Source organism: Photorhabdus sp. P32, from assembly GCF_038085095.1.
Classification (GTDB): Bacteria; Pseudomonadota; Gammaproteobacteria; order Enterobacterales; family Enterobacteriaceae; genus Photorhabdus; species Photorhabdus luminescens.
In genome coordinates, this window is sequence record NZ_JAZGJN010000214.1 from 1 (window position 1) to 23,574 (window position 23,574).

Annotated in this window: 16 protein-coding genes and 1 pseudogene; 6 read left to right on the plus strand and 11 right to left on the minus strand. The window is 44.1% G+C overall.

All coding sequences use genetic code 11. The features are described from left to right. The first annotated feature begins 250 nt into the window (after positions 1–250). The 3 genes from V2H77_RS04695 (at position 251) to V2H77_RS04705 (ending at position 2,390) form a co-directional block, all read left to right on the plus strand. The gene (locus V2H77_RS04695; protein WP_341497875.1) at positions 251–730 is read left to right on the plus strand and encodes a hypothetical protein; all 480 of its coding nucleotides are present in this window, start codon (positions 251–253) and stop codon (positions 728–730) included. Between the two features lie 390 nt (positions 731–1,120). Then, positions 1,121–1,597, plus strand: coding sequence for a carbohydrate binding domain-containing protein (locus V2H77_RS04700; RefSeq protein WP_049585692.1), 477 nt, complete (start codon positions 1,121–1,123; stop codon positions 1,595–1,597). A gap of 307 nt (positions 1,598–1,904) precedes the next feature. Next, a complete protein-coding gene (locus tag V2H77_RS04705) occupies positions 1,905–2,390 on the plus strand; it encodes a hypothetical protein (protein WP_341497876.1) in 486 nt (161 codons plus the stop codon). An 83-nt stretch (positions 2,391–2,473) separates the two neighbouring features. On the opposite strand, the gene V2H77_RS04710 is transcribed toward V2H77_RS04705, so the two are convergent. From V2H77_RS04710 to V2H77_RS04730, 5 genes are read right to left on the minus strand one after another with little or no spacing between them, the layout of a single operon-like run. After that, positions 2,474–3,055, minus strand: a complete 582-nt coding sequence (locus V2H77_RS04710; protein ID WP_341497877.1) for a DUF1349 domain-containing protein — start codon at positions 3,053–3,055, stop codon at positions 2,474–2,476. Between the two features lie 14 nt (positions 3,056–3,069). After that, positions 3,070–4,221, minus strand: a complete 1,152-nt coding sequence (locus V2H77_RS04715; RefSeq protein ID WP_341497878.1) for an MFS transporter — start codon at positions 4,219–4,221, stop codon at positions 3,070–3,072. Positions 4,222–4,280: 59 nt separating this feature from the next. After that, positions 4,281–4,913, minus strand: a complete 633-nt coding sequence (locus V2H77_RS04720) for an HAD family hydrolase (RefSeq protein ID WP_341497879.1) — start codon at positions 4,911–4,913, stop codon at positions 4,281–4,283. 13 nt (positions 4,914–4,926) lie between these two features. After that, the gene (locus V2H77_RS04725; protein WP_341497880.1) at positions 4,927–5,988 is read right to left on the minus strand and encodes a zinc-dependent alcohol dehydrogenase; all 1,062 of its coding nucleotides are present in this window, start codon (positions 5,986–5,988) and stop codon (positions 4,927–4,929) included. Beyond that, positions 5,988–7,238 carry a class-III pyridoxal-phosphate-dependent aminotransferase gene (locus V2H77_RS04730; protein ID WP_049585702.1) on the minus strand — a complete coding sequence of 417 codons (1,251 nt, stop codon included), beginning with the start codon at positions 7,236–7,238 and terminating at the stop codon, positions 5,988–5,990. The genes V2H77_RS04725 and V2H77_RS04730 overlap by 1 nt, the downstream gene beginning before the upstream one ends. 647 nt (positions 7,239–7,885) lie before the next feature. Between V2H77_RS04730 and V2H77_RS04735 the strand changes: the two genes are divergently transcribed. Then, on the plus strand, positions 7,886–9,082 hold the full coding sequence (locus V2H77_RS04735; RefSeq protein WP_341497881.1) for a multidrug effflux MFS transporter: 1,197 nt from the start codon (positions 7,886–7,888) through the stop codon (positions 9,080–9,082). A gap of 8 nt (positions 9,083–9,090) precedes the next feature. On the opposite strand, the gene malT is transcribed toward V2H77_RS04735, so the two are convergent. Next, a complete protein-coding gene (gene malT / locus V2H77_RS04740; RefSeq protein ID WP_341497882.1) occupies positions 9,091–11,805 on the minus strand; it encodes an HTH-type transcriptional regulator MalT in 2,715 nt (904 codons plus the stop codon). A 436-nt stretch (positions 11,806–12,241) separates the two neighbouring features. Here malT and malP point away from each other — a divergent pair, with 436 nt between their 5' ends. Beyond that, positions 12,242–14,644 (plus strand): maltodextrin phosphorylase, encoded by a 2,403-nt coding sequence (gene malP, locus V2H77_RS04745; protein WP_341497883.1) that lies wholly within the window; start codon positions 12,242–12,244, stop codon positions 14,642–14,644. A 9-nt stretch (positions 14,645–14,653) separates the two neighbouring features. After that, entirely contained in the window at positions 14,654–16,792 is a 2,139-nt protein-coding gene (malQ, locus tag V2H77_RS04750) for a 4-alpha-glucanotransferase (RefSeq protein ID WP_341497884.1), read from the plus strand. 1,907 nt (positions 16,793–18,699) lie between these two features. On the opposite strand, the pseudogene V2H77_RS04755 reads toward malQ, so the two are convergent. The 5 genes and pseudogenes from V2H77_RS04755 to V2H77_RS04775 all read right to left on the minus strand — a co-directional run. Further along, positions 18,700–18,990, minus strand: a pseudogene (locus tag V2H77_RS04755) (hypothetical protein); the annotation flags it as partial. A gap of 37 nt (positions 18,991–19,027) precedes the next feature. Beyond that, positions 19,028–20,179, minus strand: a complete 1,152-nt coding sequence (locus V2H77_RS04760) for a DUF3396 domain-containing protein (RefSeq protein WP_341497887.1) — start codon at positions 20,177–20,179, stop codon at positions 19,028–19,030. Between the two features lie 37 nt (positions 20,180–20,216). After that, positions 20,217–21,368: a DUF3396 domain-containing protein gene (locus V2H77_RS04765; RefSeq protein ID WP_341497885.1), complete on the minus strand. Its 1,152-nt coding sequence runs from the start codon at positions 21,366–21,368 to the stop codon at positions 20,217–20,219. A 15-nt stretch (positions 21,369–21,383) separates the two neighbouring features. After that, positions 21,384–22,742 carry a VRR-NUC domain-containing protein gene (locus tag V2H77_RS04770; protein WP_341497886.1) on the minus strand — a complete coding sequence of 453 codons (1,359 nt, stop codon included), beginning with the start codon at positions 22,740–22,742 and terminating at the stop codon, positions 21,384–21,386. A 2-nt stretch (positions 22,743–22,744) separates the two neighbouring features. Beyond that, a partial coding sequence (locus V2H77_RS04775) for a bacteriophage T4 gp5 trimerisation domain-containing protein (protein WP_445935460.1) occupies positions 22,745–23,574 on the minus strand: 830 nt, incomplete at its 5' end.

Below are 23,574 nucleotides of genomic sequence, written 5' to 3' on the forward strand. Positions count from 1 at the left end.
AAGAATATAAGAATATAAGAATTCAATTTATACCTATATCGAATGAAGAGAAAATACTATATTTAATGTATATCTCCGAGTATACCTAAACTTTCTCTTATTTATTCTCTATTAATTCATACAAAGTATAATTCTTAATTAATAAAAAACACGATTGAATATTTCCCTATCATTGATAAAGTGCACGCCGAGCAATAAAATGCTTAAGAAAAGTCAAATTTATTACCATTCACTCAAAGAGGACTAATATATGAATATAAAAGAAATTCTGGATAATATAGACTATTCTGGTCAGACAAATTCAAATAAAGAATTGGTTAATGGTTCATTTAATGAAGGATATAAAGGCTGGATAATCCCAAACTCTGAAAAGATAAAAATCTTATCTGAGAATGGAGTTAATTTTCTCAGAATTCAGAATGACCCTAGTTTTGAGGCCGTTTTTCAAATTATAGAAGGATTGGAACCCAACGTTAAATATAAACTGACAGGTAAAGCACGCCTATCAAAATGGAATATATATGATGGTTCACTAGCTATTTTTGGTTTACACAATGACACACTTGGTCCTGTGGCTTTTGTTACAGACACTCTGTATTTTAAAACCGGTTCTGTAACATTAAGTGCAGATGCAAAGGGGCTTCTGCGTGTTTTCTTGATAAAAACCCAAGTTGAGAACATATCAGCAGTAACCGCTGATTTTACTGGTTTCATTTTAGAGAAAGCCTAAAAATCTAGCTTTGATATAGTTTGACATCTTAATGCTCGAAGCTCACTACTCCGGGCATTTTAATACTATAGTTTTAATACTATGGTTTTAATACTACAGTCATAGATATGATATCATTATTCCCCCTACTTCCTTTCCCAACATGGCTAATATTTCAACATAACATTCCAGCTACAAATTTGCCACAAGCGACTAATTGATCTACAGAAACACCTATCAGGATAAGCGCTTATAACTCATTTATTCTTGTATTAATTTATACAAATTACAACTCACCACCAATAAAAAATACAATTGAGTATTATCCTATTATTGATAAAGTGCCCCCCCGAAAAACAAAGCGTTTAAAGAAATTAAATTCATTTCTATCTATTTAAAAAGGACTAATATATGAACGTACAAGAGATCCTGAATAACGAAGATTATTCTGATAACAAGAAAAACTCTCATAAAGAACTGGTTAACGGTTCATTCGAAGAAGGATATAACGGCTGGAGAATCCCCGCCCCTGAATCAGTAGAAATCTTATCTGAAAATGGCATTCACTTTATCAGAATTCAAAGTGTTACTGGTTCTGGCGTCATTGATCAAATTATAGAAGGATTAGAACCCAACACTAAATATAAACTAACAGCTACAGCTCGCGTATCAGCAGAATGGGCCTCATCAGCTTATTTTGGTTTACAGAGTCGCACCGATGGCCCTAATTCTTTTGCTGTGAACAGCACCGATTTTACAACCGGTTCGGTAGAATTAAGTACAGATCAAGAGGGACTTTTACGCGTTTATTTATTGAAAGACCAAGTTGGCCATCGCCCAGACGGAGAAACCGCTGACTTCACTGGTTTTGTTTTAGAAAAAGCCTAAGTATTTAACTTCGAAGTAGTTTGATATTAAAACACACCCGGAATAAGGAAGCTCCGGGTGTTTTAATATTGGTAGAGAAAATAAAACCACAAATTAATATCTTAACTGGAATATAGTTCAATTATTTAAAAAAACTCTCATAGAAATAATTTATCCACTTCATTTATTTTCACATTAATTATCACAGACATAATATTCAATCAAAAAAACATGATTGAATATTTCTTCATTATTGATAAAGTGTTTACAGGAAAAAATCATTAAGCAAAATTAAATTTAATTGTTATTCGTTTAAAAGGACGAATATATGAATATAAAGAAAATACTAAATAGAGTAGATTATTCTGATACAAAAAACGCCAATAAAGAACTGATTAATGGTTCATTTAACGAAGGATATCATGGCTGGAGAATCCCAACCCCTGAAACTGTAGAAATTTTATCCGAAGATGGTATTAATTTTCTTAGAATCCAATGCTATTCCAGCTCTGGAGTCATTGATCAAATGATAACAGGGTTGGAGCCTAACGTTAGATATAAACTGACAGCTACAGCACGCTTATCGACAAAACAAATACCACAAAGGGCTTTGTCAGCTAATTTTGGTTTACAGAATCGCACATTTGGCCCTGAATCCTTTACTGTAAATAGCTTCAATTTTACGACCGGTTCAGTTGAATTAAATACAGATGAAGAAGGACTTTTACGTGTTTACATGCTGAAAGACCAATTTATAGAACTTCCAGAAGAGGCAACTGCTGACTTCACCGGTTTTATTCTAGAAAGAGTTTAACCACCTGACCTTGATACATAACACCCGAAGCGCATTGCTTCGGGTGTTTTAAAGCCTGCACAATTCTCCGAAAACAATTCTGGCTAACTTAAATCATGCAATGGTTTTTTTATTGGCGGCGTCAATTTAAAATCAGAAAATCGCACCTTTAATCCATGCCGTTCTGGAGAACAACACATTGCACCAACAAAGACAGGTTGTTTATCTTCAAAAAAAGGAGACAACCTCAACAAAGGCCACCGCAAACCATCGGTGGAATATTGCAGTCTTAAATATCCCTCTTCACGAGTCAAACGTAACCAGAATTTATTAGAATCTCCAGGAAATACGCCCATAGACCAATCAGAATGGTTACGTGTCAGTACACTGCCAATCGTGGCATGACCATCAGAATACTCAATTCCGCCTTTCAACCAATGTTTCTCATCGACTAATAGCATGACTCCCGCTTGATCGTATAAATGTTCAAAACAGCCTTCAATACAGAGTTGAAAGGTGAAATCATCCTCAATATAACGCCCAAACACATGACCATTATGACGTTCAAAGCCATACCATGTTCGTTGCCAAAAGTCAGTTTTATGCTCTGTAGTGACATTAAGCCAGTCGCTTCCACATTGCCAATCAGATGGCTCATTAAGCCAATGATATTGTGACAAACCCATAGGAATTCCCTCTATTATCTTCCGCTTGAATTAATTAATTTATATCCTGCAAGTAAGGAAATAGAGAGTAAAGCAATACAAGCAAAAGCGCCGTGTAATGTCACAATATGCGCTAATCCGCCAATGAGCGCAGGTCCCAGCAAAATCCCTGAATATCCCATTGTCGAAACCGCGGCAACGGCCAGTGAATCAGGCATAATTTTCTGTTGACCAGAAGCGGTAAAAAGCATTGGCGCTATATTGGATAATCCTGCCCCGATCATCAGGAAAGAGAGCCCTAGCATTATTGCGGTTGATGCTGAGTAAATAAGGATGAACCCAGAAGTAGCCAATAAAGCACTGCTGATAAAAACCCGCCGGTGTCCATAAAGGGCAATGATCTTATCACCGAGAAAACGGCCCGATGTCATAGCAATAGCAAACAAGGTATAACCGATACCCGCCTGATGACTACTGATATTATGTACGCTGGTTAATAATATACCGCTCCAGTCCAGCATTGATCCTTCCATGATATAGGCGACAAAACAGAGAAAGCCCAATAAAATCACGATCCCATGAGGCACAGCAAAGAATGGCGTATTACCCGCTTCGGCTTCGTTCAATAACCCATTCCATACCGGCAGTAGCAGTAAAATAATCAGTAATACCGCCATTGCCATCACCTGGAGAGGTGATATTCCCACAGATAATAATGCACTCACCGATCCTGCACCGGCGATCCCGCCCAAACTAAATAACGCATGAAAGCCAGACATAATTGGCCGCCGAGCCATTTTCTCGACCATGACAGCGTGGATATTGACCACAACATCCATTGCGCCAATACCGGCGCCAAAAATAAATAAAGCGCAAGCTAATGTTAGCGGTGTCGGTAATATACTTAACCCTGGCAACATCACTAGCACGATCAAAGCACATAAAGTGAAAATTTGCCGGCAACCGAAACGTGCAGCTAACATGCCGGCCATTGGCATCATGATGAAAGAGCCAATACCAAACGCCAACATTAGCAGCCCCATAGCGCCATTATCAAGTTGCAGCCGTTCCTTAGCTAAAGGAATAAGAGGAGCCCAACTTGCAAGACTAAAACCAGCAATAAAAAAAGCGGTGCGCGTCGCCATAATGGGTTGTTTTACCAAAGAGATAATATTCTGATCAGACAACTCATGTTCCTTCTATATAAATAAAATGCCCTCCGCTATGACTAACGGAGGGCATTAAGTTACACAAAATTAATTTTAGAAAATTGCGGAATATCGGTCAGCGCCCCGATAATACGAGTTGCCTGTTGATATTGTTCCGCAACCGATAAAGTATGGGGCCAAGCATATACATAGGGAATACCTGCCTGCGTTGCTGCTGTAATCCCCAAATCAGTATCTTCAATCACTAATGTCTGATGAACATCCATAGACTTCAATTTCAACATAGCAAGATAGGGATCAGGATGAGGTTTCGTCCTCGCAACATCATCACCCGAGATTAAAGCCGGGCTTTCATTCAACTCCAGTAATCCAATATTTGCCAAACAGACTTCCCGCGGCGCAGTAGAAACAAAGCCAAAAGGGATATTGTGCTGTTGCAAGGCCGCTATCAACCGGGAAATCCCAGGCCGTAGGTAACTTGTAGACAGCTTATCTTTGTAAACCGAGACGATTTGCGCAGTGATCTCTTTCTGCTGTTGAGCTGGAACCCCAATATAATCTAACGTTTCTGCCAAACTCAGGCCAATAAGTTGCTGTGGTTGTATATGCTGTATGTAGTCAGGAGCCAAATCACAAAGAACATCAAAGTGCAGTTGTTCACTGTCAACAATGACCCCATCGATATCAAAAATCACATTAAATCTATCCATGTGAAACATTCCATTATTTTAGATCGGAAATACGGATAAGCACTTTACAGTTCGGAGTAAACAGTGGTTTTTGAGTTTTGCACGCAATATCACAGCCAACTGTGAGAAAAGCCTGCAAGTAATCATTAAAATCAAAAATTTGGCTGACCAGACGACCGGCTGGAATAACACCATCACGGATCATGGTATAAGCACGCTCAAAACTGTTATTCAGAGAATCAATGGAACCAATCACTGAAAGGCTCTTATCAGCAATTTTCAAGATATCAAGATTGGCATGCTTATCTTTAAGCGCGACATTTAACAATTTTCCGCCAGGGGCCAAATGTTCAAAAATGTATTCGGTTAACTGCCCGGTCGTATCCACACATAGATCGATAAGCGCTAATTTATCGCCATATTGTTGCGTCAATGCCTCATCAAAATCAGTATATAGCTCACATTCCGGCGGCAGATTTTCTTTGGCGAATTGAACACGACTTTCGTTTTTCTCGACCATGAAAGCTTTAACGCCTCTGGCATGTAAAGCCCAAATGTAGAGCATCCCCATTGGGCCCGCGCCAGCTACCGCTGCACGAATATTAGTATGAGTAATGCCCAGTTTATCAACCCCGGTCAGCGTGCAACTGAGTGGCTCAGTCAGTGATGCCTCCTCCATACTGACATGATCATCCAGCTTTATCAGTGAACTCTCTTTAGCCAGATATTGCTCAGCAAATGCCCCGTCATAGGAAACCCCCGCTTCGGTTCCCAATTTTTTCTCGCAATGATTTGGACTGCCGGTCTGGCACATCCGACAATGCCCACAAGAATAGGTTGGATTGATGACAACACGGTCACCCACATTAAAACGCGTGACTCCCTTCCCTATTTGCGTAACAACTCCCGTTGTTTCATGGCCCAGCGTGGTTCCCGGAATAGCAACAGGATAAGATCCGGTGATAATCCCAACATCCGTACCACAAACGCCACACACCGCAATATCAACGACGACATCATCAGGCTCCACACAGCGTAACGGTTCAACATCCTGGATTTGCACATCCCACACCCGATTAAATTTAAGTGCTTTCATTACGCTACCTCCTTGGTATCCAGCATATTTAATGTCATATCAGCAAAAGTCAGATCAAGCTTATACAGAATTTCGTTTAAATGTTCCTGAGTACAAATCAACGGTGGACGAACTTTAAGCGCACGACCTTTACCATAACGAGAGCCGCGGATGATTAAATTATGAGAATTAGCGACTGCAATCGCTTGTGCTGCAAATTCTGGTGATGGCGTATCAAAGCCGAACATATAACCGACGCCCCTGACACCCGTAATTTCTGGGTATTTATGTTGTAATGTTAATAAGCCATCACGTAAATAAGCTTCATTACGTTGCACATTCTCCAGAACCTGCTCGTCTTCGATGATATCGATAATTTCGTTGAGCGCTGTTAATGAAAGAGGGTTAGCGCCTGATGTACTGGAATGTTCGAATGACTCTAATACATCTAATGAACTCCGCATCAGCACGCCGCCGGTAGGAATACCAATACCACCAGCGCCTTTAGCGAAAACAATAATATCGGGTTCTAATTCTTTGGCATAACCGGTTGAAGCGAAAAATGTCCCGGTACGGCCAAATCCAGTTTGTACTTCATCTGCGATAATAATAATGTCATGTTGATGGCAGATATCTCTGATCTTACGGAAAAAATCGACAGGGAAAACGTTATTTCCGCCGTTTCCTTGGATAGGTTCAATGATAAGACAAGCGATATTGTCATTTGAACCTAATTGAATAAATTGTTCCAAGTCAAAATATTGATTAGGCTCTGTATTCGGTTCAAATTCTGACATGACACTAGCAGGGGTCGGAATTTTTAAAGAACCATCAATATTGACATGGAAATCTTTAATCCTAAAAGCATTACCAGAAATTTGCGCTGTGGCTAAAGACTGACCATGATGAGCCAGAAAGAAAGAGATAACTCCTGAACGCCCTGTTGCTTTTTGCGCGATGCGAATTGCACATTCAACTGCCCCAGAACCGGAAACATCACGCAACCATATTCTATCAATGCCCTCTGGAGTATGTTTAACTAATTTAGCCAAAATATATTGCGACATTTCATGGGTATAAGCTGAACTTAGATGTGTACACCTATCGATCTGCTGTTTTAATTTTTCTGTTATTCTGCGATTAGTGTACCCAAGTGGAAGGTTAAATGTTCCCGAAGCTGCATCAATATACTTTTCACCATCTATTTCCAAGTAAGGACCATTACCAACAAAGCGAGAAAGCATATCTTCAAACCGTTTTCCATTTTCCATCATTTCATTACCTTAGCTAATCATTTTTAACTACAAGAAAGCACAATAATCTTTAACAGGTAAGAGAATATTTACTAAAAATTAATTTAGATCAACAAAGAACATATAAAAACCCAAAAAACATTTAAAAAATTAAAGTATTTTGTATAAAATACATTATTATTTTGAATGATTTACTAATGGCATGCAGAACTGCTGATCTATCGGGTTATGACAAGAAATTCTGTTAGAAATCCTGCAAAACTATACCGAAAATCTCTCATCTTCCGACTTTTGCGCTGATGATAAGAGCATTTATATCTCTCGCGGCTATTTTTTGACAGCCGATAAAATGTCATGAAAGATTCTCGATAATTTCTGATTTGCCAGAAACAGTGTGCTTTTTTCATACTGAGAAGATAGTCAGACTCTCAACTAACATTAAAATACCCACACAAGCTAGTCGGTTTACACCGGTGAATAGCTCGTATAAAGTTCAGACTTTAAAAAAAGTAAAGGGTTCTGTCCGTGCGCGATCCTTGAACACACCGACTACCAGCAGGATTTCTGATGTATCCAAGATCTTTGGTCGTACTAAGAAATTAATTGTACTGAGCTTATTTGCCAATAAAACCACCACCATTTATTAAAATATCAAAAGAACACACATGCGAAATTACATTCTTCTACTACTTAGCCTGGCGCTTTTTGGACCTTTGGGCGTCGATGTATTCCTGCCTACAGTCCCTGCCATCGCCGAGGATTTTAAAGTTAACAATGAAGTTATTCAGTCAACGATTTCTTTGTTTTTATTAATTATGGGGCTAGGCCAATTAGTCGCCGGACCACTAGTAGATAAATTCGGCCGTCGGCCAGTGGCCTTAACGGGTATCACCTTATATATCATCGGTTCTGTGATTGCTGCGCTTTCTACTTTTCCCGAAATTTTTATTGCCGCGCGAGTTATTCAAGGATGCGCTGTCTGCTGTACCAGTGTCGTCTGTATTAGCGGTGTGCGTGATCGCCTAAATGGTGATGAGGCGGCCAAAGCCTATGGATTTATTAACGGTACGCTAAATATCGTTCCTGCTCTCGCGCCGTTACTTGGCGGTATTCTGGCCGAAATGTTCAACTGGCGCGCGCCATTCTGGTTTTTGACTTGCTACTCGGTTATTACACTATTGATCATTGCTACCTGGTTACCAGAAACGCGCCCTGCCAACACCAAACCAATTCGCGGGCTACCGCTAAAGCAATATTTTCAAATCCTTAGCAATGCCCAGTTTATGCATTTTGCCTTAGTGAATGCCGGCGTTATGGGAATAGTCGTTACCTATGTGTCATTTGCGCCAACAGTACTGATGATCGAAGGCCATGTTTCGCCGTTAGCATTTTCATTAATTTTTGGCGGCAACGGATTCTGGACGATGATCGCCTTCCTAACCGCAACGAAAATCATTCCCCGAATTGGCCGCCCTTCCTGCCTGCTGTTAGGCGCAATTCTAATGGCGCTGGCTAGCCTGGCTCTGTTCTCTGGTATCCACTTGCTGCCAAACGCCGTCAGCTATCACTGGTTAAGCTATATGTTGCCGGTCTCTTTAGCCTGCACAGGTATGGCATTCGTTATGGGGCCTGCGACCAGTTATGCACTGGAACCTTATTCTGAGGAAGCCGGCGTCGCTTCCGCACTGATAGGATTCGTCCAGATGGCTATCGGCTCCGCCCTATCGCTCATCGCTATGGCGTTACCCTTTTCGCTCAAACAGTCACTCGTGTTAGTCATGCTACTCGGCACCACACTAATCCTGTCAGCACATATAGTCAGTCGTAACCTGAAAGGACGGGTAGTTTCACTAGAATCTTAAAATATCCGTCAAACACCTAATCCCATCATCTGCATCAGTTGCTGTGCTTGCTGAATCGCCTCCTGGCGATTCGCAATCCCTAGCTTCTGATACAGATTCCGTATATGCGTCTTGATCGTTGTCGTCGCTACATCTAACTCTGCGGCAATCTGATCGTTGCTATAGCCTGAGTAAATTAATCCCAACACCTGCCATTCACGCTGCGTAAGCGGACTATTGCGAATAAGCTCTGGAACATCAGGATGCGTTAGCAACTGTGTGACAAAACTTTCATCAAAATGGGCGAATTTATGACGATGTTGACGGTTGATATCCCGCAAAATACGCTGCGCCCGATGCAACTCCAGTTCAGACAAGGTATTGAGTTGAATAAGCTGACGTAGCTGTTGGGCCATCAACTCACCTTCAATGACAAAATGGCTGATAAATCCTGTGCGGTTAGCCAGAGACAATGCCTCAATGAGTGCGCTCTGCGCTTCGCTTTTGCGTCCGATATGCCAGTAAAGCAAGTTACACAACAGTAAATTACGGTTCAGATCGCTAATTAATTGCAATTTTCTCGCATGTTGATTCAGTGTATCCAAAATGGACTCAGCCTCATCATACAAACCAAGCAGAATCTGAGCGCGAGCAATATTGCGCCACTGACCCTGATTAAAATGATTACTGACGCTTTCCGGCCGCTCGGTCTGCGTCAACCACCGAATAGCGGCGCTTTTGTCGTCCATATTCTGCCAAATGATGACTCTCAGTTTGTCAGTATTCGTGCGCCAGTCTCTGTGATACTGCCCATTATTTAACAGGTTTTCACAACGCGCCAGATAACGGCGGGCGTTATCAATATCTCCTCTGGTCAAAGAACATTTAGCCAACTGGGTTAGACACTGCAACTGCTGTTGAGGTTGGAAGTTAGACAACACTTCCAACCCACGACGCGCTGCATCTTCGGCTTCATCGAGACGAGACCAGCACCACAAAAGCTGTGAACGAATACGCAACAAAAATTCATGCATCGGCAACTGTTCCAAATGCTGTTCACGAATCAATTCAAATGCTTTGTTCTGCGTCTCATAAGCGGTCTGCAAATATCCCTGAGCCAGTAAAATCTCACTTTGCTGCAACAGCGCCCACAACGCATAGTGGTGAACATGGAAACGACGCGCAAGCTGCTCAGTTTGTTGCATCCGCGTCAAGGCATCAGCCAACTCACCTCTACAATGCAATACTTCGCCTTCCACGGAGGTCGCAACAATACAACTGTATTCATTCTGAGGAAGCAGTGCCGCCAAAGCTTGTTTCGCCAACTTATCCGCCATCTCCGGCTTGCCGCTGTTCATCGCCACCTGAGCTCGTAAAGCGTCAAATTCAGCCAGTAGATCCGGTTCAATCGCGATTTGTTTCTGTTGTAGCGCCTGTTCCGCCTGATTTAACAGTGTATTGACCTCTGAATAACGATGTTGGCTTTGGGCCAGCCAAGCCTGGAGCAGCACCAGACGCGGACTCTCCAATAGCTGTTCATAAGGCAGCGCATTCATACACTCTTCCAACAGAGATAATTCACTATGGTTAAACAGCGACCAAGCATGCTGCAACAAAATATCGCGTAGCATGGCAGTATCACCCGCGGCTAAAGCATGATGAATCGCCTCGCCCGGATACCCTTGCGCCAGCCAACCTTCTGCGGCTGCACGGTGCAACTCCGGCAATTGCAACGCCATTTCCCACTGACAGCGTTGACGTAGAAATGAAGCAAAAAGCGGATGAAAGTTAAACCATTCGCCAGAGTCATCCATGCGCTGGATAAACAACCCTTGACGTTCGGTTTCTTCGAGACGCTGCTGACCATTCTCTTCGCCGGTTAGACGAACAATCAAACCATCATTCATGGAGCGTAAGATAGAGCTGCGCAACAAAAATTCGCGCGTTGGACTATCCACCTGATTGAGTACCTCATCCACCAAATAATCGGAAAGATGGCTGGCATTAATGCCCGACAAGCGTTTAGCCGATAGTTCAGCGGCATCACACGACTGCCGCGCTGAAAGCGCGATAAGCTGGAGCGCCGTTGCCCAACCCGCGACTTCATTGCATAGGCGCTTACAATCGTCGGCATCAAGGGATGTGGTTAAACGCTTATCAAAAAATTGCTGTGTTTCTTGATAATCAAAAGCCAGTTGCTGACTGTCAATTTCCAGCAATTGCTCACGCACGCGCAGATTAGCCACCCCAAGAGAAGGCAGATTACGCGATAAGATGGTTAACGTCAGATTCTCAGGCTGATGACGCAGGAAAAACCGCATCGCCTCATGAATAACGTTATTTACAATCAGATGGTAATCATCAATCACCAAGAAAATAGGCCGCCGCCACTCACTCAGTTCAATAAATAATTGAGCGAAAAGCGCGGGTAAATTGGCATATTGATGTTTTTGGGCCAACACTTCACTTTTAACACAGTGCCCCTGCGTCGCCTGCTGCAACGCCGCGATAAGATAGCTGGCAAAACGTTCCGGCTGATTATCGCTCTCATCCAGAGAATACCATCCCAGACTATCCTGCCCGGCAGCCCACTGAGAGACCAATGTGGTTTTGCCGTAACCAGCGGGGCTAGTTATTAGCACAAGACGATAGTTAGACGACTCATTCAGTCTGACTAACAGGCGTTTACGCAAGACCGTATTATTCAGACGAACAGGACGACTCAGTTTTGATGGGATAAGCATTAATTTCCGTAATTTCCGTGCCCAAATAAGAAGCAATAAGTGAAACCTGCGCCGGAACCATGAATAATATTAGTTAGATGATTTATTTCACGGTCCGTAATAACGTCATCAATCAGCCCAACCAAATTTAGTGAAATAGATGGCTTTTGCAAATATGTTTGCGAACCCCATAGCATTAAGTTGCGCACCCTATCACATTCCTGAATAGCAAATTCCATTTTCTACGTATAAGTTTTGGAAGCGATTGGCAAATTCACCTCATCAGTTCTCAACAAGAAAGTGGACTCAACGGGCGCAAAAATGATGCGAAATAAGGTTATTGGCTACGCCCTTCTACTCCTCCCTGACTAATACCTCTCCAGGATGATGCTTTAGATCTTGAGAGCATTCAGCATAGTGTCTAAATTTTCCTTTTCAGTTACAGGATGAAGACTCCATGCAACAGTCAAGATTAGATAAAGCCCAGTTTCAGGCTGCGCTGACACGTCAATGGCAGCGCTTTGGCCTCGGATCAGCACAGGAAATGACCCAGCATCAATGGTGGCAAGCCGTTAGCGCAGCGCTGTCAGAATTGTTGCCCGCATGCCCTGTCATCAACCATACCGACCAACAACGCCATGTGAACTACATCTCTATGGAGTTTCTGATTGGCCGTTTGACCGCAAACAATCTGCTTAACCTTGGTTGGTATGAAGACGTTCAGGCTTACCTGGCAGAAGAAAATATCGTTCTAAGCGATCTTCTGGAACAGGAAACCGACCCCGCTTTAGGCAACGGTGGATTGGGACGGCTTGCCGCCTGTTTTCTCGACTCTATGGCAACCGTCGGTCAGTCGGCAATTGGCTATGGTCTGAATTACCAATACGGCCTGTTCCGCCAATCCTTTGAACAAGGGCAACAAATTGAAGAACCAGACAATTGGGAACGAGAATCCTATCCCTGGTTCCGTCACAACGCTCAGTTAGATGTTGAGGTGAATTTTGGCGGCAAAATCGTCATAACAGATGATGGACGCGAAACCTGGGCGCCTGAATTCACCTTGATTGGAGAAGCTTGGGATCTACCGGTCATTGGTTATCGCAATGGTGTTACTCAACCATTACGCCTGTGGCAAGCAACCCATGCTGCGCCATTTGATCTCGACAAATTCAACGCCGGACAGTTTCTGGCGGCGGAACAGCAAGGTGTTGAAGCCGCTAAGCTAACGAAAGTTCTCTATCCGAATGATAATCATCAAGAAGGCAAACGCCTGCGCCTGATGCAACAATATTTTCAGTGCGCCTGCTCCGTCGCAGATATCCTGCGTCGCCATCATCTGGCGGGCCGCAAAATAGAAGATCTGCCTAAGTATGAAGTTATCCAGCTTAACGATACCCATCCAACGATTGCCATCCCTGAAATGATGCGCATTCTGCTGGATAAACACCAGATGAGTTGGGAAACCGCATGGGAGATAACCAGCCATACCTTCGCCTATACCAACCACACCCTGATGCCAGAAGGTTTGGAACGCTGGGACGAGGATCTGGTCAGCCACTTGCTGCCACGCCATTACAGCATCATTAAAGAAATTAACTACCGGTTTAAAAAGCTGGTGGATACAACCTGGCCTGGCGATCAAGCCGTATGGGAAAAATTAGCTGTACATTATGACCATCAGATACGGATGGCGAATCTTTGCGTCGTCGCGGGCTTTGCCGTAAATGGGGTAGCCGCGCTGCACTCACAACTCATCGTTAAGGATCTGTTTCCTGAATACCATCAACTATGGCCGAATAAGTTTCTCAACGTGACCAATGGCGTTACCCCACGTCGCTGGCTTAAACAGTGTAATCCGGCACTGTCAGGACTGCTTGACCGGACGCTTAATCGCGAATGGGTTAACGATCTTAATGCCCTTAAGGCGCTTGAACCTTATGCAGATGACGCCGCTTTCCGCGAAGAGTACCGAGCTATCAAACAAGGCAATAAGATCCTGTTATCCAATTACGTTAATAAAGTGATGGGGCTCAAGCTAGACCCAAACGCCATTTTTGATGTGCAAATTAAACGCTTGCATGAATATAAACGCCAGCATCTGAACCTGTTGCATATCCTATCGCTCTATAAACAAATTCAGGAAAATCCGGCGCTGGATATCGTGCCACGTGTATTCCTCTTCGGCGCAAAAGCCGCGCCTGGCTACTATTTGGCAAAAAACATTATCTCTGCGATTAATCAGGCTGCGGAGAAAATTAACAACGATCCGATCGTTCGTGATCGCATCAAGATCGCTTTTATCCCCGATTACAAAGTTTCTGTCGCAGAACTCATGATACCGGCTGCCGATGTTTCAGAACAAATCTCCACAGCCGGCAAAGAAGCTTCCGGTACCGGCAACATGAAACTGGCACTGAATGGCGCGCTGACTATCGGCACCTTAGACGGAGCAAATGTTGAAATTGCCGAGCAGGTAGGAGATGACCACATCTTCATTTTCGGGCATACCGTAGAAGAAGTGAAAGCCTTAAAAGCTGCCGGTTATGACCCACTGAAATTACTCCAAGAAAATCAGCACCTGGACAACATCCTCAAGGCGCTGGCTAGCGGCGAGTTCAGCTATAGCGATAAGCGAGCATTCGATATGCTGCTGCATAGTTTGATTGAAGGTGGCGATCCTTATCTGGTGCTAGCTGATTTTGCCTCCTATTGTGATGCACATAAACGGATCGATATCTTGTACCGCGATACTCAACATTGGACACGTAGCGCCATTCTGAATACCGCCCGAATGGGCATGTTCAGCTCTGACCGAACAATCCGTGATTATCAACAACGCATCTGGCAAGCAAGCCGATAAGGAAAAATCATGGAGGAGAAGAGCCTCGATCATTTAGCGACCGAGGCTGGCATTGTCGCCAGCTACATTAATGCTTATGGCAAGCCGCAAGCGATTCCAACGGAAACCCGACATCGCTTGTTGGATGCGATAAGCGTAAACAAACCGGCCAACGCGCCGGTTTCACCCTTGCCGACAGTAAAAGTTTTTACTCAAGGTGAACACTTCACTCTCACTCTGAAAGATGAAGAGCACTATCAATGGCAGATACAAACTGAGCAAGGAGAGGAATTTCAAGGATATTGCTGCCGTCAGCTAACGCTGCCTGACACGCTCGCTTTGGGATACCATCGCCTCACTTTGACACAAGAAAACCAATGCTGGTCTATGCAGATTATCGTGGCGCCTAAACGTTGCTACGAACCAGATGCTCTGCTAAAGGGAGAAAAACTCTGGGGCGCCTGTGTGCAACTCTATACTCTGCGCTCAGAAAATAATTGGGGAATCGGCGATTTTGGCGACCTGAAACACATGCTGAAAGAGATAGCAGCACGCGGAGGCGCCTTCATCGGGTTGAACCCGTTGCATGCGCTGCATCCAACCATGCCAGAAAGCGCCAGTCCTTATAGCCCCTCTTCACGCAACTGGCTCAATGTGATTTACATTGATGTTAATCAGGTTGAAGATTTCAAACACAATGAAGAGGCACAGAAATGGTGGCAAACAGCGACCACTCAACGCATGTTACAGGATGCCCGTAACGCGGAATGGGTGGATTACACCACAGTTATGGCGTTGAAAATGGCAGCATTGCGTCTGGCACATCAACAATTCAGCACCCGCCCAGAACATGATTCGCCAAAAACCGCTTTCCGCCAATTTGTCACTCAGGGTGGCGAGTGTCTCTACTATCAAGCCGCCTATGATGCTCTGCATTGCCAGCTATATGTTGAAGATAACTCTTGTTGGGGCTGGCCGGTATGGCCGGAAAAGTATCGCGATCCGCATGGTGAAGCGGTACAAACATTTTGCCAATCTCACCCGCAAGAAGTGGAATTTTTCCTCTGGCTACAATGGCTGGCCGATACTCAACTTGCAGACTGCTTTACACAAAGCCAAACAAGCGGCATGCCTATTGGCATTTACCGTGATTTGGCTGTTGGCGTGGCCGAAGGAGGATCGGAAACCTGGTGCAATCGGGAGGTCTACTGCACCAAAGCATCAGTGGGAGCGCCACCGGATGCTCTGGGACCACTAGGTCAAAACTGGGGCCTACCGCCAATGAATCCTCATGTTTTGCAAACTCAGGCTTACCGACCATTTATTAATCTGCTGCGCACAAATATGACTCACTGCGGCGCCTTACGCATTGACCACGTTATGTCGATGCTCAGGCTTTGGTGGATTCCCTATGGTGAAACTGCCGATAAAGGAGCATATGTACACTACCCGGTTGATGATCTGATGGCAATTCTGGCATTAGAAAGTCAACGCCATCGCTGTCTGGTCATTGGTGAAGATTTGGGTATTGTGCCGGAAGAGATTGTGGGCAAACTGCGCGATGGCGGAGTCTATTCTTATAAAGTGCTCTACTTTGAGCGTCATGGCAATGGGGAATACCGTGCACCGGAGGATTACCCGATACAAGCAATGGCGACCATCACCACGCATGATTTACCTACCTTGCGTGGATTTTGGCAAAGCGACGATTTGACACTTGGGGAATCACTCAAGTTATATCCTGATAAAAACCTGCTGCAAGGGTTACATACCGACCGTCAAGCTAGCAAACAAGGGTTATTAGCAGGCTTACATCGCTACGGCTGTATCCCGGAACATATCGGTGACACAGCAAAAGAGGTTGCCATGTCACCGGTAATAAACCAAGGGTTACATCGTTACATTGCCCACAGTGCCTGTGCGCTGTTAGGGTTGCAACCCGAAGATTGGCTGGATATGGATAAACCGGTCAATATTCCAGGTACGATAATGGAATACCCTAACTGGCGGCGTAAACTGAATACCACATTGGAAACTCTGTTCGATGATGATCATGTCAACCAATTACTGAAAGATGTGGATAGATGCCGTAAAAAAGCAGGAAAGGATACACCCAATGGATTTCAAGATGCATCGCGACGGCAAGGGAGCGAATCCCCAGGAGCATAGCGAACTATGTGACCGGGGTGAGTGAGTGCAACCAACAAAGAGGCAACTTGAAAGATAACGGGTATAGAGATTAAATGCCGTAACGCCCATTTTCCCTCCTAAGGCGTTATCCTTTCTAGCTCAATAACGCTGATAAACTGATAATCTTCAAGGGTGGTTTTAATCTTAACCATCCTTGAGATTGCTGAGTTTTCACCAATGATAAATACAGTGGTTAAGAAAAGCCGCTTTTTGTCTGTCAGTATGGTTTTAAAAGCTGGAAAAGAGGCCAAGCTAACCACGAAAAAACAGGTGAAAACTTTAATCATCAAAAGTAAAAAGAATTGATTAAGGATTTTCAAAAGCGGGTCAAAAATCCGATACCATACTGACATTAGAGGAGAAAACATCAGAAAAAACAGGTTTTAAATTGATTAAACAAGGTGGAAAAAATGACAGTGTTAACCCAATAACAAGAGTATACCTTATCAAAACATTTAATCGCACTAACCGCACTAACCGCATTAACCGCATTAACCGCATTAACCACATTAACCACATTAAACCAACTTGCTTAAATAAAAGATTTTGCCTGACTGCAACAAGTTTACGAAAAATCAGAGTCTATAATTGTAGAAAACCGAGAGGCATTTAGATTAACCCCAAAAAGCAAAAATGTTTAGCAGTATTAAAAATGACTCAAGAAATTAGCGTTAATCCTAATACCACTAGCTAATCTGTACCCTCACTGGTTTTAAACCTAGAAAATCAAATACAAAAAAGGGGAAAACGAGAAAACCTAAATATCAGTTTAATGAAAACAAGGACATTAAATACGGTTCAGAAAATGTAAAAACCATTAAACCTACCACAGTTAATCAATAAAAATCATTTATTAAACAGATTTCCAATTAAAAAAACAACCTGTAAGAATGAAAACCACAGCTCAAGCTTATCATGTTTTTAATATTGTTTTTTTACTTACACTTCCATTTTATCGGTGATTAACCAGATAAGGATTAAGAAAATAAGCACCTCATTAATGCCAGCTTTTTAAAAGGTATAGGGTGACTGAGAATAACCTATTCCTGGCTATGTTTAAACATTTATACCCTATGGTTTCAAGATGCATCGCGACGGCAAGGGAGTGAATCCCCGGGAGCATAGCAAACTATGTGACCGGGGTGAGCGAGCGCAGCCAACAAAGCAGCAGCTTGAAAGATAACGGGTATATCAGCCATACTACCCCTCACTTACTGTATATTTACCTAACCAACCATGACTATTTAAAAACACAAACAGATAGAGATTAAACATTTCACTCAACAGACTGATTTAACACAACGAATCAAAATTTTCATTAGCGTAATTAATTACATTTAGTCGAAATTCACTAACCATTAACCGAGAGTTGAAAATAAATAATCACGTAAAATAACATTAATAGAATAGATTGATATTCAAGTATTTTTCCACCAGCATTTTACAAAAAAAACCAATAAAAAATGCGATAAAGAAAAGATAAAACGATTAATTTAGCAAGATTTAAATGCTAAAAAAGATTTACCCTAAAAAATATCAATGGTATCTCTATACTATCAAGTTATATCATTAGTGATTTATAAAAGCAGAATAAAGGGTTGATGATTTATAAAAACCCACAGAATTGTCAGTAAAACAATATTTGTAAAACAATGTTGGGAAAACAGTGTCAGTCAAAATAAATCGGATATGATTAACGTTCGTTTAAACGTAAAACCACGATATATCATAATGTTTAAATTTAGCAAAAAGCTGATATCCAAAAGATAAAAAACGATTAAAACCAGATACCGATTAAAATCATACGTTAAAAAAATAACTTTTAATCACAGTTTAAAACCTGCTCTGGTTTTATGGAGATTTCAATTAAAAGCTCTAGCATTAAGCTGGTTCTTTTTCTGATTAAGAATACCCTCCTCAACTTTAACAATATTTTCCGGTGAATATTTTTTTAGCCCTTCCAGCTCATGACGGTGAAAACGCAGGTGGGTACCAAATTCTTCGCGAAAACGGTGATAACAGGCCAGAATGCGTTGCTTTTTCTCTAGGGTGTAACCCTGTTTAAAAAACAGGGTAATTGAGAGACCCAGGCGAGAAACAGTCAGCCCATCGCCATTGAGGAAGGTAAACACGGTCAGTTGTGATTTCAACTGGGTAAAGTAATCTACAGTTTCCATCATTTTCTCCGTAAATTATGAAGCGGTGGATAATCTGTTATTCCCACATATTTTCCGCTTCCCGTATCAGATGCCATACGGTTGTGCCCGTCTCTGCGCCTTCAACATCAAAAGCCGTCGCCCCCTGAGCAAAGAAGTACTGCTGACCCGGCAGGCTATCGGTTTGCCAGATCCCGCTGACCAGTGCCGGATGGTTACTTCTCAAAGGCGTCACCTGTAGCGGTCCCCGGTCATAACGGGCATACCAGGCTTGTGTGGAAGTTGAATTAAAATGACCTTCACCATAGAAGTGCAATGAATGGCCTTCACGAGGTATCACCCGGATCGGACGTATCAGTTGGTTAATGGCAAAATAACTCTCCGGGACACTGCCCGGTAACGGTGTTAAGTCCGGGTATTGACCGGCCCGGATCATCAGACCATTGGAATAAGGCGTAATCACCACATCCGGGTAGAGGTGGCGGGCCAGCACATGACGTATCCAGAATTCCCCACCCAGTCGGTTTACAAATCGTTTGGACAGCACGGTGATCCAGTTAATGCCACGGATGGAGTGTCCATATTGTAACTTTGCTGTATGAACCGCAGAATTAACCTGCAATGCAGGGTAACGTTGCGCTAGCTGGTATTCTAAGGGAAAGTAGTCATAGAAGTCGTTGGGTAAGACCAGACAATAACCACAATCCCCACTGTCCGGTTCGAGTTGTTCACACAGAAAATCTAGCCAAGCCATAAACCGGGTCATGCCCTCTTGTTCCTTTAGATAATCCCAGGGCAGCACCAGACTCAGGTAAGAGCTATCATCGTCACCATCAGTTTCTCGGGAATCCAGATAATGCATCAGATAGCGGGGAGCTTCATAGAGATTTCTAGCGTCACTAACATCCCAGCTAGAAAGCTGGTTTTTTTTCTGATTAAGAATACCCTCCTCAACTTTAACAATATTTTCCGGTGAATATTTCCTTAACCCTTTTAGCTCGTGACGATGAAAACGCAGTTGAGTACCAAACTCTTCGCGAAAACGCTGGTAGCAAGCCAGAATGCGTTGCTTTTTCTCCTGGGTGTAACCCTGTTTAAAAAACAGGGTGATAGAAATCCCAAGACGAGAAACAGTCAGTCCATCGCCATTGAGGAAAGTAAACGCGGTCAGTTGTGATTTCAACTGGGCAAAGTAATCTACAGTTTCCATCATTTTCTCCGTAAATTATGAGGCAGTGGATAATCTGTTATTCCCACATGTTTGCCGCTTCCCGTATCAGATGCCATACGGTTGTGCCCGTCTCTGCGCCTTCAACATCAAAAGCCGTCGCCCCCTGAGCAAAGAAGTACTGCTGACCCGGCAGGCTATCGGTTTGCCAGATCCCGCTGACCAGTGCCGGATGGTTACCTTTCAAAGGGGTCACTTGCAGCGGTCCCCGGTCATAACGGGCATACCAGGCTAGGGTGGAAATATCATCAAAATGACCAGCGCCATAAAAATGCAATGAATGGCCTTCACGAGGTATCACCCGTATCGGACGTATCAGTTGGTTAATGGCAAAATAACTCTCCGGAACACTGCCCGGTAGCGGTGTTAGGTCCGGGTATTGACCGGCCCGGATCATCAGACCATTGGAGTAAGGCGTAATCACCACATCCGGGTAGAGGTGGCGGGCCAGCACATGACGTATCCAGAATTCCCCACCCAGTCGGTTTACAAAGCGTTTGGACAGCAAAGTGATCCAGTTAATGCCACGGATAGAATTCCCATACTGTAATACCGCAGTATGAACCGCAGAATTGACTTGCAGGGAGGGATAACGTTGCGCTAGCTGGTACTCTAAGGGAAAGTAGTCATGGTAATCTCTGGGGATAACTAGGCTGTAGCCACAGTCCCCACTGTCCGGTTCGAGTTGTTCACATAGAAAGTCCAGCCAGCCCATAAACTGGGTCATACCCTCTTGCCCTTTTAGATAATCCCAAGGCAGTGTGAGGCTTAGGTAAGAGCTACCATCGTCACCATCAATTTCTCGGGAATCTAGATAACGCATCAGATAGCGAGGGGCTTCATAGAGATTTTTGGCGTCACTGACTACCCAACTAGAAAGCTGGTTTTTTTTCTGATTCAGAATACCTTCTTCCACTTTGGCAATATTTTCCGGTGAATATTTTTTTAATCCCTTCAGTGAATGACGATGAAAACGCAGGTGGGTACCAAATTCTTCGCGAAAACGGTGATAACAGGCCAGAATGCGTTGCTTTTTCTCTAGGGTGTAACCCTGTTTAAAAAACAGAGTAATCGAGAAACCCAGACGAGAAACAGTCAGCCCATCGCCATTGAGGAAGGTAAACGCGGCCAGTTGTAATTTCAACTGGGCAAAGTAATCTGAAGTATTCATATTCTCTCCGTTAATTTATGAAGCGGTGGCGAATGTCACACTCGCCAATATTGCCAGGACGGCGGCTAACGCGGCGGCGCTAACTGCGGCGGCGGCAGCTAAAATTTCCACCAGTGCAATCAATGCGGCAGCGACGGCAAGGGTGACCAGGATTACAACGGCAACGCCGGCAATAATCACCACCATTTCCAGCATGCCTTCCCCCACCTCTTTCAATATTTGCATCCAGCTAATGTTTTTCAGCTCTTCCAGGGTGATATCTGAGCCTTGTTGCACAGTCTGCCACCGGACTTTTATCTCACTCTCCGTCCAGGTCACGATTTTCCCCGTTTGTTCACTGACCCAGGAAAACGCGTAGCTGACTTGATGAGTGACCGGATCAATAATCTCTTCACACACCCACTTGCCGGCTTGATTGAACCAGGCACCAAACTGAGCAAGGAGTTCGCGGGTACTGTCGCGGACATAATTCAACCCATTTTCGGCCAGACCCGCCACCTCCTGCCCGAGGACAACCCAGTCTTCATAGCTGGGTAAAAAAGACCAACGGGAAGTGCTGAGCAACGGTGGATTTTTTGTCAAGGGCTGCGGAATGGTCCCCGGCACACCCTCTGCGGGAGGGGTGGGTAAAGCTCCATCATCAGGCGGCGAACCCGGTGGCAGCGGGGCCAGTGGGATGGGGTTTTTATAGTGTTGGGAACCGGGTTGATAATGTTTTCGCCACGCTTCATCGTACTGCTTTTGCTCCTCAGTGCGATTATCTATGACACGCATCACCCCAAAGCGTTTTTCTGTCGCAATCTGGATATAATCTTTTTCTTGATCGTCAGAGAGATCATCCCCCGGAAATTTCACCTCAATCAACATCTTTAGATTATCAGGGTGCACAGAACCATCAAAGTAGGTGGCACTTCTGCCCGGCCAGCGAAGAGCCTCATCTCTAACCAGAATAATGTCGGGCCGACGGATACTAACAACACCAAATTTCTCCGCGTCTTCGGCAGAAGGCCGGGCAAACGGATTACTAGATTGCGGTAAATTATCACCATAACGCTGCTTAGAGATTTGGCTGGTCGCCAACATGGGTAAAGGGACATCCTGCTCTCCTCTGATAGCAAACACCACTTCCGCTTTATAGGGCCATAGAAAGTTATGCTTAAGCTCCTCAACCTTAATCAACCCACTCATAATGACTTGATTAAGAAAGCGAATAGCCCCCAGTTTGGTAATAATCATTGCCGGCAGGCGCAGAGCGTATTCGGCTTTTCTCGCCAGATAACAGGGATCTTCATCAGCAGGAAAGACCCCTATTTCCATCGTACAGGTGATTGATGTGACAGCCGGGCACATCTTGCCGTTGTTGGATATTGCCATACTTATTCCTCCGTAAATTCCATAACATGCTCTACCGGTGTGTTATCACTGGCCTGATATAAGGTTTGCTTCGGTTTAGGTGGGGTTTCCGGTGAACTCAGTTGCAGATTTTCTTCTGCCGCACTCTGTACCGTCATCGTTCTGCCCAGCGCGTCAGTTTTACCCGGGATGACCTGACCATCGCCAGTGGTAATGGTGTAGGGGACATCCACCAACGGCTTATCGCTTTGCTCGCTGAGCAGGGTATAGCGGGCGGAGTAGTCAAACAGCGCACCGGCGGATTTCTTGCCGGTGATATGGTCGGTCATCGTGATGCTGACCCCTTCGATACGGATATTGCCCATTGGGTCAATGACTATCTGCCCGCCGGCGTTCCCAATGATGATTTGCCCGCTTTCAGAGTGCACTGTGATATGTTTACCCACGGTGATTTGCTGGTTATCGGCGATGTTCAGTTGATGACCTTTACCAATGGAAACGGCTTGCTGACCTTTAATGGTCACCGTCTGATTTTGACCCACTTCAAGCGTCTGGAAGCCCTGCACGGCTTCATCATCATCGTTTTTAATTATCGCCGTGCGGTTATGCGCCACATCTGTTTTCTGGTCATTACCTATCTGCGCGGTTTTATCCCAGAGGATCTGCGTTTTCATATCCCGTTGAGCATGAATAAACACTTCCTCGCTTCCTTTGGCATCCTCAAAGCGCAGTTCATTAAATCCCTGTCCCCCGTGAGTCCGGGTTTTAAAGGTGGTACGGGTTTTCTCCAGCGGCAAATTAAGCGGCGGGCGGTTGAGGCCGTTATAGGTACACCCCGTCACAATCGGGCGGT